Genomic DNA, 15,271 nt, shown 5'->3' on the forward strand with positions numbered 1-15,271 from the left:
GTGAGGCGGGAGATTAGATTAGTAGATGCACCCTGATTAATTAACTCCCGACCAATTTTGGCCGGTTTTTTTTTTGGCGGTATGCAAGCTGAGCCGCCAACTACTCGTTACCAGGCTCTGCCTGGTAACGCAGATAGGCGAGGCTCTGCCTCCATTTTCGCAGGCGAGGCGAGGCGAGGATCTTCAAGAGTGACATCGATTCCTAGGCTCTTAGGCTCTTAACCAGTTATTGAAAATGATGCGAGGATTGCTATATGTGACAAGAAATGTTGAAAGAAACCGGGTTTCTGAAATCATCAATTTTCCGAAATTGTCCTGAAAGAGGTGCTGTGTTAGCGGAGATTAGATTAGTAGATGCACCCTGATTAATTAACTCCCGACCAATTTTGGCCGGGTTTTTTTTGGCGATCGCACTTTTTACCACAAATCAGCACTAAATCAACGCCTGTCAGGGTCAATCTGCGTGTATCGCGGTTAAAAGTCAGATTTTCCCTGAAAAAGGTGCTGTGAGGCTAGAGAAAAGTTTTAGTCCACAAAAGCAGATGGCGAGATGTGAAATAACTCTCCGAGTTTTTTTAATTGACTGACAGTTAGTTCTCTCTTGCTCATCATAACTTCGTTAAAAATCTCTTCACTCTCAAAGATTTCTAACAATTTTTCGGGCGAAACGTTATCTTCATTTATTAATGTTTTCACCAGGGCAATTCCTTTCAAGGCAGGCCAAATTTCGTGTTCTTCTTCATAGTCATAGACCAGTGTACCCAACACTTTTAAATAATCCCGATCGTCGGAGGTGATACTCGATCGATCGAGAATTTCATTAATGCGAGTTTGCGTGGCGATCAATTCATCATCATTAGCGATCGGGCGCGGTGGAAAGGTGGTGATGAGTTCCATATAGTAGTTGCTAGGAGTTTTTAAACCAACTGTCATTTTTCCAATTCTCCTTGTTATATTCGGCATGAGTTAGTACGCGACGGATGAAAATTAGCTGATATTCATAATCGATAAACGTAATGAGTCGGTAGTTGTTGCCACTGATATTAAAAATTGTAAAATTTCCTACGATATCGGCCCAGAGAAAAACTTGGCGGACTTCTGCGAGGTTTTTCCATGCTGCCTCGGACGTTCGCTGATACCATTGTAATAAATTGGGTTCTGCATTGGGGTATTTTTCCCAAAAGTCTCTCAGGGTTCTTTTGCTGATAACTCGCATAAATTTAAAAAAAACATCAGGTATCAATTCATCAAAATAAACTCATTGAGTATATTTTAAACTGTTTTATAAACGATCGCTGTAAAAACGAGAACTAGATTAGTAGATGCACCCTGATTAATTAACTCCCGACCAATTTTGGCCGGGTTTTTTTTGCGGTATCCAAGCTGAGCCGCGAATTGTCGCAAATTCTGCCAAATTATCCTGAAAGAGGTGCGGTGTTACCGGAGATTAGATTAGTAGATGCACCCTGATTAATTAACTCCCGACCAATTTTGGCCGGGTTTTTTTTTGGCGTATCCAAGCTGAGCCGCCAATTTTCGCAAATTCTGTCAAATTGTCCTGAACAGGTGCACATCGAAGCGGACATTAAATTAGTAGATGCACCCTGATTAATAAACCCCAGCCAATTTTGGCCGGGGTTTTTTTTGCTCGAAAGCTGGATTAACTAATTAGACTAAAGCGCCTCAAAAGACTGCACCTCAAGCACCGGGCCGATCATCGCAAAAGTCATGATATCCTTGCGGACTGTACCTTTGACACTGACTTTCAAACCCTCTTTTTTCAACTCAGAAGGAGCATCCTTAAGTTCATAAGTTTCTCCATCTTCGCCAATCAAAGCCCAGGTTCCCGGGCCTAATCCTTTGCGTTCAATTTTGCCTTTGACAGTAATACTCATGCTGACTGCACCTCTGTTTTAATCGCCAAACGCGCCAATCCAAAACACAACAAAGCATTGACAATCAAGAATGTTTGTGCTACTAAACCAGTTCCCAATCCCCAAACTGCAGGAGAGATTACAGCATTCACTGCTAAACAGCTAGCAAAGCCGATCGACATTGCGATCGCAATCCACTTCCACTGTTGATGTCCCAACAGCAAAACAATCAAAATCCCCGGAATCAAAACACTAGCAAATAAGGGATTCAGCATATTGCTGCCGTTAATTGCACCGCCGAGTTCGGGAATAGAACTGCCCATAATTCTCATCGGCCACTGCGGCAAGTCAAATACAAACAAGTTGCGGAGGAAAAAGAACCCAGAACTTCCAGCCATCAAGCCGCCGGAAAAGCCCCAAGTCCACTGGAACGGAAAATAATTCCGCATAATGAAAGCCAGCAGGTAAGAACCGAGCACCATTGCAATTTTCGGCAACAGGGCGACTGCACCGCCGTCAATCCAGAAGCGGGGGCTGAGATAGCCGTTGTCGCGCAGCCAGCGGAAGAAGTCGCGGAAGTTGATTTGTCCGCGCTGGGCTAGCTGAACTGCTGCGCCTGCGTCTAGGTGTCCCGAACCAAAATGGTTTAAGGGATCTTCAGTGACATTTCGCGAGGACTGCAAGAGTATGCTGCGAATTTCGTCTGGTTCTGTGACGCCGGAGGCTTTGATCAGCGCTGCAACGGCGGCAACGTGGGGCGCAGCCATGCTGGTGCCTTGGTAGCCTTCAAAGATTTCGGCACCGGTTTCTGGGTCGATCGTACTTTGCAGAATTTTGCCTAGTTCAGAACCGCCGGGGGCTGAAATGTCAACACCCGCGCCGAAATTGGAATAATCGGCTTTTTCTTCGTTGGGGCCGAGGGCGGAAACGCCGATGACGTGGGGATAGCGGGCGGGATAGGATGCCGAACTGTCGCCGGAGTTGCCGGCGGCGGCGATGATGACAACGCCTTTAGAGTGGGCGTAGTCGATCGCCTCTTCCATTAATTGACTTTCGCCGCCGCCGCCCAAACTCATGTTGATGACATCTGCGCCGTTGTCTGCTGCAAATTTAATTGCTTCGGCAATGTCGGAAACTGTACCGCCGCCGCTGCCGCTTAATACTTTCAGCGGCATTAAAGCTGCTTCGTAAGCGATGCCTGCAACGCCGTAGTTGTTGTTAGTTGATTGGGCGACAGTACCTGCGACGTGAGTGCCGTGGCCGTTGTCATCGTAGGCTTCGGCGCGATCGTTTACAAAGTCGTAGCCCGGTACAAATTTAGTTTCTTTTAAGTCGGCGACGGGAGTAATGCCGGTATCAATTACCGCTACTGTTGTGCCGCTGCCTTTGGTTTCGTTCCAGGCAGATTCTACGTTGATGCTGCGGAGATTCCACTGCTTGGTATACATGGGGTCGTTGGGAATCTCGAAAGCGCTGTAAATGTAGTTCGGTTCAATGTATTCGGTATCTTTAGCCAACTTTGATTTTCTCAGGGCGTTTAGCAAAGTGCGATCGCCCTTGACAACATACACATTATCCTCTTTAGAAAACTCACTGTTGAGTTGCGGTGTGACTTTGTACTGCTGGGCGAGTTCTTCTACTCGTTTTGCAATATCAGGATTACCGATATCTTCGCGGAAATCCAGCACAATCGAGTCGTAGGTGCCTTGAGTAGCAAGTCCTGGGAAATTAGAAATTGCCCAGCCGAGCCCGATTAAAAATAAGCACAGAAAGAAAAATTTTTTCATTGCCGATCGTCCGTTGAGGGAAGGCTTGTTCACCACAATAACCGAATTTTCCTCGCGATCGCCAGTTTTACCGGCTGCGGGTTCTGGATGTCTCGCGGGCCGGGGTTTGGTATTTGTCGGCTGTGGCTGTTGCTCGATCGAAAATTGCTCTAATTTCTAGTTTAAATTGCCGGTGAAGTTTGAGCAGTTGAATCAATTGTATCATTACAGCAGATGGCAAAGAAAAACTGGAGTATTTTCAACAAGGATATTGCATGGAAAGAGGTTTAATGTGGCTGCCGCTGCTGGCAATTTTTATTGGGCTGGCTTGGGCTGGATGGAACGAGTATCAAAAGGTGGAAGCGTATCGCGTCTGGGCGGAACAATTCGCCAAGGCCAAGTACGATATTTATGCTGTACTCGGTCAGCAAGAAGATTGTTTGACTTGGGGGAAACCTACTCGCAGCGGGCCTGTGAATTTGCAAAGTTTTTCTTTAAAAAATGTGCAGTCGCTCAGGTTGTTAGTTAACGGCGCTGCGGTAGATTTAGAGTCGCCGCCGAATTCGGGAAGTGCGATCGCCCTAGAGTTTTTGTTAAAAGATGCGGAGGCTGTCCGGGTGCCGTTTACAGAAGTTCCTCTAGCGACTAAATGGGCAAAGTATTTGCAGGAGGAATTGCAGCGATTTTTGTAAGAGGATTGTTGGCAAAACCCGGTTTTTTGGGTACGGTTGCTGAGGTGGGAGAATACGGGGCGCGATCGCGGGTGTTTTAATGATGGGGAAATGGTGCGGTGGGCGATCGGCTAAATCCGGGTAACTTTATTTTTTAGTCGGCCTCGGCCGATTTTGTTTGACAAGGAGCGGTTTCAACCGCCGAGCGCTCTCCCGTCTTTCTGCATTTTTGCGATCGAGAGATATCCATTCTTCTTTTGTCATGCGACGCACATTTTCTATACGTTTGAAGGCCCAATCGTTGTATTCCATATTAAGATCGCATCCCATCCAATAACGATTTAATTGTTCTGCAACAACGAGAGTTGTTCCCGAACCTGAAAATGGATCGACAACCAAATCTCCTTCGTTAGACGACGCCAGCACAAATTTCCTTAATAACTCTTCTGGTTTTTGGGTGGGGTGAGGTGTTGTTTCACCCATACCGTTACAAGTAGTAGGAATTTCTATGACATCTTTAGGCTTTGCACCTTTTGGATTGGGTGTCCAGTTGTCGCGTTTCTTAGTTGCTCCTTTCCCGTAAGCACTTGTTTTCGCTTGCGGATGTGAAGGATACTTCAAAGTATGTGCGCCATAGGGAATTCGTACATCGTCTATATTTAGTTTGACGGAATCAGATTTACGAAAGTGAATAATGCTTTCGTGCGATCGCCCCCAATCGCTACCTAAATTCGCTTTATTTTTATAGTGCCAGATTAACCAACGGCAACTCTTAAAATACTTTGATGCTGGATGCTTTAAGTCAGCTAAAATTTCAGAAAACCCACAAATATATAGAGAGCCTGTTGATTTGAGAATCCGCGATGCTTCGCCGATCCATTGAAGCGACCATTCAATGTACTGCTCTTGAGTTTCAAAGCAGTCCCAATCGGCTTTTTTAATGTTATAAGGCGGATCGGCAAAAATTAAATTAACATTTTCAGACTCAAGAGATTTAAGCCAATCAATTGAATTACCTTGATAAATTTGTCCGTGAGGATGTGAATATTGCAGTTGAAAACCTTGTGTTAAAGGTTTTAAATTCTGCTGCTTAAATTGTTGTGTCTCGCTTACAGCGTCTGGGGAGATTTGCATCACGTTCAAACCTTTATTAGAACTGACTAATTTCGTTTATCCCTCGCTACCAGTGCCAACGACTAGGGATAGATTATAGTACAGTGGGATTGCACCTGATTAATTTTTTTGAGAGCTGCGACTCAGGGATTAATGGGATTGTTTCTGTTTACCAGTCTTCGCTCCTGAGCCGGCGGCACGCTAAGGCCCGCACTTGCTCGTCTGCGTCGGAAACTGCAAGCGATCGCACCAGAGGCAAAGTTTCCGCATTTTCGGGATAATGTTCGATAATTGCTTCGAGGGCTGTAAACCGGGGATTGTAAGCAAAAGAACCGGTTCGATCGCAGGAGTCGGTAAGAGCTGTCTGGCGCAAAAACTCAAACATTCCCGGCTCGTCTTTCCATCCCCGCATTAACTCTACCAGGGCGATCGCCCGCACCTGCGAATCATCGTCCTGCCGGGCTCTAATTTTCAGCCACTCAAAAGTTTGAGACTCATTACTCCGCCCGCGGGCTAACTTTTGCAAAGCAATTTGCCTGACAGCCGGACTCTCGTCGCCCTCAGCTTTAGCCTCCAGCATCCGCCAAGTTTCAGCACCCGAATACCAGTTGCGAGCGAGTTCCTGCACCGCCACTTCCCGCACCTCCTCCCGGTCAGAATCAAGCTGAATTTTCAGCCAAGCCAAGGTTTCCGGCTGTTGCGGCCATCCCCGCGCTATTTCTCGCACCAGCACGCTCAGCAAGTGAGAATCCCGCTCCGACTCGGCCAGTTTTTTGAGAAAAGGCAAAGTCTCGCCCCGGTGCCGCCAGCCTCTTGCTATCTGTTCGACGGCAGTTTCTCGGACGTTGAGGTGTCTGTCTGACTCGGCGAGATTTTTCAACCACTCAAAGACTTCGAGACTGGCTGAGGGTAATGTGGCTGCGGCTGCTACTACTACTTGCCGCACAGTCCAATAATCGTCTGAGGCCGCAATTTTTTGCAGCAGGGGCAATGTCTCTGGGCTGTCGGGCCAACCGGAGGCAATCTGTTGCAGGGCTGTTTCGCGCAGTTCGGCGTCGCGATCGCCCGCAGCTATATTTTGCAAAAAAGGCAGAGTTTCCGGGTTAGAGCGCCAGCCAGAGGCAATTCCTTGCACTGCCGCCTGCCTGACGGCGCAACTGCTGTCGGACTCGGCGAGACTTTTCAGCAGCGGGTAAATGTCTGGTTGGGCCTGCCAGCGCGAGGCCAATTCTTCGATCGCTGCTGTCCGCACTTGTTCGCTGCTGTCGGATGCGGCTAGGGTTTTCAGCAGCAGGCCAACTTCTGCCGCGGCGGGCCAGCCCGCTGCCAACTCCCGCACCGCTACTGTTCGCAGGGTAGAAGTTCCTGTCTCGGCGAGGTTTTTGAGCAGGGTGAAAGTTCCTAAAAGGCTGCGCCAACCTCTGGCTATTTGTCGCCACGCGGAGATTCGCACTCCCAAATTTTCGTCGGATTCGGCGGCGGTTCTCAGCAGCAACAGGGTATCTGTGCGATCGCGCCAACCCCTGACCAACTGTTCCAGGGCACAGGTGCGGACTGCCGGACTGCGATCGGACTGAGCCAGGGTTCTCAGCAGCGGCAGGGTATCGTTTTTATCCGGCCAACCGGAGGTCATTTCTCTGATTGCAGCCGATCGTACTGCCCAGTTTCGGTCTAATTTAGCGAGTTTTTTGAGCATCAGGTAAATGTCTGGCTCGTCAGACCAACTGCGGGCGATCGCTTTGACTGCTGTGGCCCGGACTTCGCCGCTGTCGATCGAGTGAGCGAGTATTTTCAGCCAGGGCAGGGTTTGCGGGTCGTTTTTCCAAGTTTGGGCGATCGCGGCGATCGATCGATCGCGAATTTGATAAGTTTCCTGCAATTCTTGAGCGCTTTGATAAAGAACCAGGAAAACAGTCCCGTATTGCGATAATTTTTTTAAAGCATTTAACAGTTTTATTTCAGTTCTTTTGCTGATGCCATTCTTAAATTTTAACACGCATTGAGATGCTAAAAATAAATTAATAAAATTTTCATTTTGACCGTTTTGAGCTGTGAGATATTCTATCAAATCGCTCGCTGTTTCTTTGTCGAGTTTAGCTGCAATTTCTCCGAGAACTTCGTGCAAAGATTCGTCCCGCCAGTGCTGCTCAAAAAATTGTGCTTTGACTTTAGCCCAAGTCAGTTGACCGGTTTTGAGTTGTGCGTCGATTAACTCTGCAACTGTCTGGGGATTATGTTCGGAAACAAGTTTTTTTAACAACATACTGATATCCTGTCTCCTAAAATTTGTTTGCATTGAAAGAAGATTGGGCGGTATCAACCCAGCCCTGTACGGGCTTGCGCCCGCAGAGTGCGGGTTGAACAGAAAGCGGTTAAAATACGTTATCTTTACACCGCGCAGGTGTTGGCGACGGCTGGGCTCCGTGGGGAGGCTAGGCAAGTCTAAACCAGGTTTCAACCGCCCTCCGATCCGTTCTGTATGGTAGTATGCAGCCGATCGACTCTATTTTATGCCAAAATTACAAGCTCGATCGCGCCCCAATGCAAAATCCGCCACCACCCAATTGGAATGTTAGGTGTTGGCCGATGGATATCGAACAATTAAGCTGCCAAATCTAGCTAATACCATTTTTCTTTCATATGTGCTATAGATGAAGTCTTAGCCCCCCCAAAGCATTGGGGGGAGTTGGGGGGTAATATCTAGCGCTACTTGATGAAATTGCCTGTTGCTGAATCAGGACATGAAAAAAATAAGTTGAAAATCCCTACGCTTTGTAGATACTGGTTTCTATGACTTGCATAATTTAGCCTTTCATACCGTAAATCAGCAACGCCAAATTTTTTACTGTGAGGCACCTTAGAGTTTTCTAATTTTTAACGATTATTTAAGCTCCCATTCCAGAATACTGTTTCAAACCCTGCCGCCACAGCCACCGATTCCACACAAAAAACACCGCACCCCAGCCCAGCATCACCAACAAACCGCGGCCTACATCTACGGGCAATCCTATCAAGATTGCAGCGGGAAAATGAATCAAATAAGGGAAAGGTGTCCACAAAACTACTTCGCGCACCGATGCGGGAAACACTTCTAGCGGCGCGACAAGTCCCGACAAAAATAGGTAAATTAAAAACCAGAATTGTTCGATCGCACTTGCCCTCTCGATCCAAAATGCAAACAGCGCAAAGGTATACTGGATCAGGAACCGCAAGCAAAAAGCCAAAACGACAACCAACAAAAACAGCAAAAACCTGCCCAAACTCGGCAGCCAAAAAGACTGCGGGTAAAGTGCAAAAAACAGCAGCACTAATCCGAATACAAACGGCACCCTCGCAAACCTTTCGGAAACGTGAGATGCGAAGTGATGCCATACAGGATCTATAGGCTGCAACAATCTATTAGATAACTTGCCTTGCACGACTTCTTTTTCAAACTCCCAAATCACCCAAACCACATTAGTTTGCCGGACAATGAAAGCTGCTAAAAAATAACGGGCAAAGTCGATCGCCTTCAGCCCAAACTCCCCAGTTTGAGCCGCCTGCATCCACACGCCCATCAAGATAAACGGCAAAGCCCCCGACAGCGCCCACAAAAACAATTCCGCCCGGTATTCGAGCATATAAGCGTAGTACGTAACCAGCAAAGTTTTAGCAATTCTGATGAATCGTGTCATATCAATTTTAGATTTAATTTTTCGGTGTTAGCAACGGGCCGAAGAGCCCGTTCCACAGCAGATTAAAACTTTAGTGGAACAGGCATCTTGCCTGTTCAATTTTCGCAACGGCTCTTCGGCCCGTTCCACAGCAGATTAAAACTTTAGTGGAACAGGCATCTTGCCTGTTCAATTTTTCGGTGTTAGCAACGGGCTCTTCGGCCCGTTCCACAGAATGCTGAAACTTTAGTGGGACAGGCATTTTCTCTGTCATGCAGAATGAAGCCAGCCAAAAACTTTACACTTTCCCCGTGCGAAAAACTCGACCAATTACCTCTTCAATTGGCGGATCTGTAACAGTCAAATCTATTACTTCTAACTCTGCCAAAATCTTCGATACGCTCACAGTCAGCTCCTCTCTTTTTACCAAAAAACGGACTGATTGTCCCTCAATTGATTCTACCTCCCCGTAAGCAAAAGCGCTATCTTTTGCCAGAGGTTCGGCTAATTTTACCTGAACTTCCCGATAAGGTGCAAACCTGTCGAGCAATCCTGACAAACTGCCATCATAAACTAATTGCCCTTCATGGATTAACAAAACTCGCTTGCACAAAGCAGTAATATCATCCATGTAGTGACTTGTCAAAAGTACCGTTGCTTGATAGCGCTCGTTATATTCCCGGAGAAATTGCCTGACGCTAAACTGTGCGTTGATATCCAAACCTAAAGTCGGTTCATCTAAAAATAATACCTCCGGCTGGTGCAGCAAGGCAGCCATCAATTCAGCTTTCATGCGTTCGCCCAAAGATAGCTTTCGCACTGCTTGATTTAACTTGCCTTCTAGTGACAGCATTTCTGTCAATTCTCCGACTCGCCGCCGATAATCTGCATCGGAAATTCCGTAGACAGCGGCGTTGATCCGCAGAGAGTCGAGCACGGGTAAATCCCAGATTAACTGCTGTTTCTGTCCCATCACTAAGGTGATTCTTTGCAGAAAATCTGCTTCGCGGCGGAAGGGAGTGCGATCGCACACTCTCACAGTACCATCAGAGGGATAGATCAAACCAGTCAGCATTTTCAGCGTCGTAGTTTTCCCCGCACCGTTAGCGCCGAGAAACCCCACCACTTCTCCCGGTTCAATGCTGAAAGAAACGCCCTCAACTGCTTTGATATTGCGGTAAGTGCGGTTGAAAAAGTGCCGCACTGTTCCTTTAAGTCCCGGTTCTTTGATGGCTACCGGATAAACTTTGCTCAAGTCTTCAACTAAGATAATTGGCATGAGTTTTACTTTGAATTTTTATTTAAATTGGCGATTTGGCGATCGGCTGTGCCAAGATGGAAATAATTGCAAGATATCCATTATTACATCGCACGAAGTTTAGAACTATGGTACTCACCCCCGACAATTCAACCATCTCTCGTTTGGTAGGAGACAATACTCCTGAAAATATTACACTTGCACCGGGACAGCTTGCTAGTTTTCCTGGGGGAGTTTGGATGCTGGGCGGCAATGATACTGTGACGGGCTCGTCAGATGGAGAACTGATTTTTGGCAACGATGGTAAGGACAGTTTGTTAGGCGGTGTCGGCGATGATTCTATTTACGGCGGCAAAGATGATGACGATGTTTTGGGAGAAAGTGGCAACGATTTTTTGACAGGAGATAAAAATAGCGATTTTGTTGATGGCGGTGCGGGAAATGATTTTCTGCGCGGCGGACAAGGCGTTGATTTGTTAGTTGGCGGCGACGGTAACGATACTTTGATTGGCGACAGAGATGTCGATATTTATCAAGGAGGTGCTGGTAGCGATGTTTTTGTTTTTAGAGTCGATCGAGCGGGAATCAGAATACTTGGAATTGAAGTTCCTGACTCGGTAATTGTGGATTTTGATAAGTCTAGCGATTCGATTGGAATTACTGTACCATTTACCAGCAGCAATATCTCTTTTGAACAGGTAAGTTATAGCTTGAACGATCCGAGACTGCTGCTGATCGATCCTGGAACTGTAGCGGGGGGAACGAGTTTGTTAGCTAAGGGCGGTATCTCGCAGCAAAGTCTCGATCCAGACGGCAACGGCCGCGTGGAAGCTACTAATATTAGATTCGGTTTTACTAATGCTTTGTTGGGTACTGTGTTGAACGTGACCCCAGCCGATTTAAACGGTCGTTTGATCGATGCTAGTTCTTTGCTGTAATTAGTAGGGCGCAGGGGCGCACCTTGCTAATTACAGCGCTTTTGATACAAGTAGGTACGCAAAACCTGGTTTCTTGAATCAAACCTGTTTATAGAGGAGAAGCGCACAAGAAACCGGGCTAGGAAAGTGTGTACTTCATAAACCTGCAAGGATTGCTGTATCTAACTTACTGTCAAAACTGCACGGTAGCGCACTTGATTGTCGCGGACTTTCTGGATTGCTTCGTTCGCTTGGGCGATCGCAAAAACTTCGATAATCGGCTCAATCGAAAACTTTTCTGCAACCGACAGCATTTCATTAATCATAGCGCGACCGCCGACGGGAGAAGCCGTAATTCGGCGGCGCTTTGCCAACAACGAAAATAATGGAATACTCAAAGGTTCGTCGGGAACTCCCACAAAAGCAAGCGCACCGTCAGAATCGAGAAAATCAATGTATGGAACCCAGTCTAAAGCAACAGGAACAGTGCTCAACAAAATATCTAATTTGCTGCTGGGTGCTTGTGGAGTTTCGCCTTTTCCTACTACAATAGCTTCGTCGGCACCCATCTTCCCAGCAAATTCTGCTTTGTCTTGGGAAGTAGTAAAAACTGTCACGCGGTTGCCTAATTTTTTGGCAAATTGCACTGCCAGGTGTCCCAAACCGCCGATGCCGAGAATGCCGATTTCTTGCCCGGAACTCATCCCCGCGTTTCGCAAACCGGCGTAAACTGTAATTCCGCCGCACAGCAGCGGCCCCGCTGCTTTGGAATCGATGCCTTTGGGAATAGGAAAAGCAAAGCGGGAATCTACCATTAAATAATCGGCAAAACCGCCGGGCCCTGTAACAATTAATCCCTGGTTTTCATCGCAGAGATTTTCGTTACCGCGCAAGCAGTCGCGACAATGCAAGCAAGACGACCTTTGCCAGCCAACGCCGACGCGATCGCCCACTTTTAAATGAGTCACTTCCTGCCCTATTTCTGCCACTTCTCCGATAACTTCGTGGCCGGGAACGAGGGGATATTTCGATTGACCCCAATCGTTGTCAATCATGTGCAAATCCGAGTGACAGATGCCGCAAGTTAACACTTTTATGAGACATTCGTGTTTTTTGGGCGGTGCGACTTCAAACTTGTATTCTTCAAGCAACCCGCCTGCTTTTTTTGCTGCTAGTGCTGTGATTTGCATGGTAATATTTTCTAGTTTGTTTGTCATTATAATAGTATTTGGGGCTGGTTGAACCGTCTATTTTTTTAGAAATTTAAATTTAATAACTCAAAGTATCTGCCACACTCCTCTATCCCGAAGCCGAGGGGTAAATAGAGGCTTTTTTTCGCCCCTGAAGCGCGATCGCGATCTGACTGGTGACAAGCACTTAGGATAGAAAACTTAATAACTTAAACACCTCATACAGTTCTCTATCCTGTAAGTTGCCAGATAAAAGGAGGCAGAGCCTCCGGATCTGCATTACCAGGCAGAGCCTGGTAACGAGCAACAGTTAACAGTTAACAGTTAACAGTTAGCAGTTAGCAGTCAACAGTCATTTGCTACTAATAACTAATAACTAATAACTAATAACTAATAACTAATAACTAATGACCCATGACTAATTGCATCAAACCGGGGAATAATCGATAGGCTTCCGATGCAAAGAAAGCTGGGCCGACGGTAACTTCTGTACGCTGATTCTTCACAGCATCCCAGATTGCTTTAGCAATATCTTCCGGCTGAGAAGCCCAGTTTGATTTCAACATTTCGGTCATTTGTTGGCGGCGCAATTCGACTGCTGGTTCGTCTCGATCGCGAAATTGAGCTCTTTCCAAAAAATCGCTGTTAATCAAGCCCGGATGCACTGCCGAAACGTGAATGCCTCGGGGCGCTAATTCCAATCGCAAAGTTTCTGTTAAACCGGTTACTGCATATTTGCTGGCGCAGTAAGCGGTCATTTGAGGCAAGGGCATTTTGCCGCCTATGGAACCAACATTGACGATTGTACCAGTTTTGCGTTCTAGAAAATGTGGCAAAAGTTCTTGAATTGTGTTAACGCAGCCCCAAAAATTGGTATTCATTAATTGCTGCCAGTCTTCGGAGGTGGTTTGCTCGATCGCCCCCGCGAGACAAATCCCGGCATTATTCACCAAAACATCAATGTTTCCGCAAGTATCCAGGGCTTTTTGGACGATCGCCCGCACTTGTTGAATGTCGCCCACATCCCCCGCAATAGGGACAGCGGAAGTGCCTTCACGCTGCACCTGAGCCGCTGCTGCTGCCAATCTCTCCGGCCCGCGAGCCACCATCACCACGTCGTAACCTTTGCTGGCAAATAACAGTGCCGTTGCTTTGCGGCTTCCTTGAGAAGCGCCTTTAATCAAAACTGTAGGAGCCATAGATAGTTATAATTTGTAAGATCAATTCCGGTTGAACCGAAATGACTGTTGACTGTTGGCTGTTGACTGTTGACTGTTGACTGTTGACTGTTGACTGTTGACTGTTGACTGTTGACTGTTGACTGTTGACTGTTGACTGTTGGAACAATACCGATGCAACTAAAAACGAAATGATTTGGACTTGTTTGATGTTAAATTTTGTAGGGGGCGGGTTCGCCAACAATAATTGCTCACAATCTACAATCTCATAAACCCGCCCTGCCCTGCGGTATTGAAACTATAACAGATTTAAGGTTATTTTAGGCGCGCTCTAGATTGATTGTTGTTTTTGAGTGTGGTAATTTTTAAGGATTGGCGATCGGGCTTTTTTTGAACGAACCGCGAAGGCGCAAAGAACGCGAAGAAAGAGAGGAGAAGGTAAGATAAAATTAAAAGTTCTGATTGGCTGCACAGATTGGGATCTAGATTTTACTAATTACCAATTACCAATTCCCCCTTACCAATTCTCGAAAAAATGAATCTTCCGAAACAAGCGCCGAATTGGTCGATCGCCCTATTGTTAATTATCGGCGTTTTGGCAGTCTCAACTTCTTCGATTTTAATTCGGCTGGCGAACATGGAAGCAGGCGCGGGCGGCCTCGGTTTCAGTCTGATACTCGCTGCTTCTCGCTTGAGTTTGTCTTCCTTAATTCTGCTTCCGGCTTGGCAGAAAATTCAGTGGAACTCTTTGCAACCGGGAGCTCGGCGCTATGCTGCGGCGGCTGGTTTGTGTCTCGCCCTGCACTTTGCTCTCTGGATTACCTCACTTTCTTATACTTCGATTGCGGCTTCGACAGCCCTCGTCACCACAACTCCGGTTTGGATAGCGCTGTTGTCGCGCTTCTGGTTTGGCGAAAAACTCACCAAAATGTCGATCGCTGGCATTACTGTAGCGCTTGCAGGCGGAATGGCGATCGCCCTGGGGAGTGCGGGCGCAGAAAGTGCCGGCAGCAGCAAACTCCTGGGCGATTTCCTGGCTCTGGCTGGTTCCTGGGTTGTCAGTTTGTACCTGCTGCTGGGGCGGGAAGCTCAGCGGCGGGGACTGGGAATTGGCGGTTATATCGCGATCGCCTATACTGTTGCTGCGATCGTCCTGCTGCCTCTCCCCCTCGCCTTGGGTACTCGTTATACCGATTATTCGCACATTGTATATTTTTATATTTTGTTGACTGCTGTTTTGCCTCAATTAATCGGTCACACCATTTTAAACTGGGCCGTAGTGCAAATTTCCCCAACTATAGTAACTCTTGCCGTATTGTTTGAACCCGTGGCGGCGAGTTTTTTGGGTTATTTGGTGTTTCGGGAAGTGCCCGCGCCGGCGGTTCTCGCAGGTGCTGCGATACTGCTGTTTGGCGTAGCAACCGCTACAGTTGGAGCCAAAAAAAGCACAGTCAACAGTTAAGAATTCTCAGCCTTTGTCGCTACTATTACCGAAGAAGCGACGGCGGCCATCTGCTCAACTGCACCATCCATCCCCGCGGCCCGGAAGATGAAGATTTTGGCGATCGCGAACCAGAATAAGGGTTATAAAAATCATACCGATTTCATAAAGTTATGCTACTATCAAAAGTTTGACTCCCCCCCTTAATAA

Annotated in this window: 15 protein-coding genes; 3 read left to right on the plus strand and 12 right to left on the minus strand. The window is 47.1% G+C overall.

Annotation, left to right across the window (positions count from 1 at the left end; translation table 11 throughout):
* Window positions 1-525 precede the first annotated feature (525 nt).
* The 5 genes from WBA89_RS25615 to WBA89_RS25635 all read right to left on the minus strand — a co-directional run bounded on the left by WBA89_RS25615 (window position 526) and on the right by WBA89_RS25635 (window position 3,866).
* Entirely contained in the window at window positions 526-933 is a 408-nt protein-coding gene (locus WBA89_RS25615; protein ID WP_424410395.1) for a helix-turn-helix domain-containing protein, read from the minus strand.
* Window positions 908-1,216 carry a type II toxin-antitoxin system HigB family toxin gene (locus WBA89_RS25620; protein WP_424410397.1) on the minus strand — a complete coding sequence of 103 codons (309 nt, stop codon included), beginning with the start codon at window positions 1,214-1,216 and terminating at the stop codon, window positions 908-910. The genes WBA89_RS25615 and WBA89_RS25620 overlap by 26 nt, the downstream gene beginning before the upstream one ends.
* Before the next feature lie 457 nt (window positions 1,217-1,673).
* Window positions 1,674-1,895 (minus strand): hypothetical protein, encoded by a 222-nt coding sequence (locus tag WBA89_RS25625; RefSeq protein ID WP_424410399.1) that lies wholly within the window; start codon window positions 1,893-1,895, stop codon window positions 1,674-1,676.
* Window positions 1,892-3,661: a S8 family peptidase gene (locus WBA89_RS25630; protein WP_424410418.1), complete on the minus strand. Its 1,770-nt coding sequence runs from the start codon at window positions 3,659-3,661 to the stop codon at window positions 1,892-1,894. Before WBA89_RS25630 ends, WBA89_RS25625 begins: the two co-directional genes overlap by 4 nt.
* 67 nt (window positions 3,662-3,728) lie before the next feature.
* Window positions 3,729-3,866: a hypothetical protein gene (locus WBA89_RS25635; RefSeq protein ID WP_424410401.1), complete on the minus strand. Its 138-nt coding sequence runs from the start codon at window positions 3,864-3,866 to the stop codon at window positions 3,729-3,731.
* Window positions 3,867-3,915: 49 nt separating this feature from the next.
* On the opposite strand from WBA89_RS25635, the gene WBA89_RS25640 reads away from it, so the two are divergent.
* Window positions 3,916-4,332: a hypothetical protein gene (locus tag WBA89_RS25640; RefSeq protein WP_424410402.1), complete on the plus strand. Its 417-nt coding sequence runs from the start codon at window positions 3,916-3,918 to the stop codon at window positions 4,330-4,332.
* A 126-nt stretch (window positions 4,333-4,458) separates the two neighbouring features.
* On the opposite strand, the gene WBA89_RS25645 is transcribed toward WBA89_RS25640, so the two are convergent.
* From WBA89_RS25645 to WBA89_RS25660, 4 genes are all read right to left on the minus strand, one after another.
* A complete protein-coding gene (locus tag WBA89_RS25645; protein ID WP_424410404.1) occupies window positions 4,459-5,445 on the minus strand; it encodes a DNA-methyltransferase in 987 nt (328 codons plus the stop codon).
* A 148-nt stretch (window positions 5,446-5,593) separates the two neighbouring features.
* Window positions 5,594-7,687: a HEAT repeat domain-containing protein gene (locus tag WBA89_RS25650; RefSeq protein ID WP_424410405.1), complete on the minus strand. Its 2,094-nt coding sequence runs from the start codon at window positions 7,685-7,687 to the stop codon at window positions 5,594-5,596.
* Window positions 7,688-8,309: 622 nt separating this feature from the next.
* The gene (locus WBA89_RS25655) at window positions 8,310-9,098 is read right to left on the minus strand and encodes an ABC transporter permease (RefSeq protein ID WP_424410406.1); all 789 of its coding nucleotides are present in this window, start codon (window positions 9,096-9,098) and stop codon (window positions 8,310-8,312) included.
* Between the two features lie 277 nt (window positions 9,099-9,375).
* Window positions 9,376-10,356 (minus strand): ABC transporter ATP-binding protein, encoded by a 981-nt coding sequence (locus WBA89_RS25660; RefSeq protein WP_424410407.1) that lies wholly within the window; start codon window positions 10,354-10,356, stop codon window positions 9,376-9,378.
* 107 nt (window positions 10,357-10,463) lie between these two features.
* Between WBA89_RS25660 and WBA89_RS25665 the strand changes: the two genes are divergently transcribed.
* The gene (locus WBA89_RS25665) at window positions 10,464-11,273 is read left to right on the plus strand and encodes a calcium-binding protein (RefSeq protein WP_424410408.1); all 810 of its coding nucleotides are present in this window, start codon (window positions 10,464-10,466) and stop codon (window positions 11,271-11,273) included.
* Between the two features lie 161 nt (window positions 11,274-11,434).
* Here the strand turns inward: WBA89_RS25665 and WBA89_RS25670 are convergent, their stop codons facing one another.
* From WBA89_RS25670 to WBA89_RS25680, 3 genes are all read right to left on the minus strand, one after another.
* A complete protein-coding gene (locus WBA89_RS25670) occupies window positions 11,435-12,469 on the minus strand; it encodes an NAD(P)-dependent alcohol dehydrogenase (protein ID WP_424410410.1) in 1,035 nt (344 codons plus the stop codon).
* A 377-nt stretch (window positions 12,470-12,846) separates the two neighbouring features.
* Complete coding sequence (locus WBA89_RS25675) at window positions 12,847-13,641, minus strand: SDR family NAD(P)-dependent oxidoreductase (RefSeq protein ID WP_424410412.1); 795 nt, start codon at window positions 13,639-13,641, stop codon at window positions 12,847-12,849.
* A complete protein-coding gene (locus WBA89_RS25680) occupies window positions 13,619-13,861 on the minus strand; it encodes a hypothetical protein (RefSeq protein WP_424410414.1) in 243 nt (80 codons plus the stop codon). Before WBA89_RS25680 ends, WBA89_RS25675 begins: the two co-directional genes overlap by 23 nt.
* Window positions 13,862-14,155: 294 nt before the next feature.
* Between WBA89_RS25680 and WBA89_RS25685 the strand changes: the two genes are divergently transcribed.
* Window positions 14,156-15,082, plus strand: a complete 927-nt coding sequence (locus WBA89_RS25685; RefSeq protein ID WP_424410416.1) for a DMT family transporter — start codon at window positions 14,156-14,158, stop codon at window positions 15,080-15,082.
* Window positions 15,083-15,271: the final 189 nt, after the last annotated feature.

The sequence above is a fragment of the Microcoleus sp. genome (assembly GCF_049646505.1).
GTDB lineage: Bacteria > Cyanobacteriota > Cyanobacteriia > Cyanobacteriales > Microcoleaceae > Microcoleus.

Excerpts from the sequence above, each read along its gene's own strand:
- WBA89_RS25630 (WP_424410418.1), bottom strand. The coding sequence starts at position 3,661 with ATGAAAAAATTTTTCTTTCTGTGCTTATTTTTAATCGGGCTCGGCTGG.
- WBA89_RS25615 (WP_424410395.1), bottom strand. The coding sequence starts at position 933 with ATGACAGTTGGTTTAAAAACTCCTAGCAACTACTATATGGAACTCATC.
- WBA89_RS25675 (WP_424410412.1), bottom strand. The coding sequence starts at position 13,641 with ATGGCTCCTACAGTTTTGATTAAAGGCGCTTCTCAAGGAAGCCGCAAA.
- WBA89_RS25660 (WP_424410407.1), bottom strand. The coding sequence starts at position 10,356 with ATGCCAATTATCTTAGTTGAAGACTTGAGCAAAGTTTATCCGGTAGCC.
- WBA89_RS25635 (WP_424410401.1), bottom strand. The coding sequence starts at position 3,866 with ATGATACAATTGATTCAACTGCTCAAACTTCACCGGCAATTTAAACTA.
- WBA89_RS25685 (WP_424410416.1), top strand. The coding sequence starts at position 14,156 with ATGAATCTTCCGAAACAAGCGCCGAATTGGTCGATCGCCCTATTGTTA.
- WBA89_RS25650 (WP_424410405.1), bottom strand. The coding sequence starts at position 7,687 with ATGTTGTTAAAAAAACTTGTTTCCGAACATAATCCCCAGACAGTTGCA.
- WBA89_RS25640 (WP_424410402.1), top strand. The coding sequence starts at position 3,916 with ATGGAAAGAGGTTTAATGTGGCTGCCGCTGCTGGCAATTTTTATTGGG.
- WBA89_RS25665 (WP_424410408.1), top strand. The coding sequence starts at position 10,464 with ATGGTACTCACCCCCGACAATTCAACCATCTCTCGTTTGGTAGGAGAC.
- WBA89_RS25655 (WP_424410406.1), bottom strand. The coding sequence starts at position 9,098 with ATGACACGATTCATCAGAATTGCTAAAACTTTGCTGGTTACGTACTAC.
- WBA89_RS25620 (WP_424410397.1), bottom strand. The coding sequence starts at position 1,216 with ATGCGAGTTATCAGCAAAAGAACCCTGAGAGACTTTTGGGAAAAATAC.
- WBA89_RS25645 (WP_424410404.1), bottom strand. The coding sequence starts at position 5,445 with ATGCAAATCTCCCCAGACGCTGTAAGCGAGACACAACAATTTAAGCAG.
- WBA89_RS25670 (WP_424410410.1), bottom strand. The coding sequence starts at position 12,469 with ATGACAAACAAACTAGAAAATATTACCATGCAAATCACAGCACTAGCA.
- WBA89_RS25625 (WP_424410399.1), bottom strand. The coding sequence starts at position 1,895 with ATGAGTATTACTGTCAAAGGCAAAATTGAACGCAAAGGATTAGGCCCG.